Below are 248 nucleotides of genomic sequence, written 5' to 3'. Positions count from 1 at the left end.
CGCCGGGTCTGCTTGCGCTTGCCCAGGCCCTCAGCGTCACCGAACGTCAGCTGCATAGATGATCCTCTACATGATGAGGCGGGTAGTGTCGCGTATCTGTGGTGCGTTGTTCAGAGCTTCCTTAATGATATCGGTGTTTGCCAGATGTTGGGCATAAGCGGACGGCGTCATGCCGCCAATTGCTTTCTTGGGTCGGTCCTCGTTGTATTCGCGTCGCCAGCGTTCGATCTCGGTGCGCGCGTGCAGCA

At 58.1% G+C, this 248-nt stretch carries 1 protein-coding gene; it reads right to left on the bottom strand.

The features are described from left to right. Positions 1-66: 66 nt before the first annotated feature. A partial coding sequence (locus F7R02_RS26190) for an integrase core domain-containing protein (RefSeq protein ID WP_151210391.1) occupies positions 67-248 on the bottom strand: 182 nt, incomplete at its 5' end.

Source organism: Xanthomonas cissicola, assembly GCF_008801575.1.
GTDB lineage: Bacteria > Pseudomonadota > Gammaproteobacteria > Xanthomonadales > Xanthomonadaceae > Xanthomonas > Xanthomonas cissicola.
This window is presented reverse-complemented; position numbering and strand designations above follow the sequence as displayed.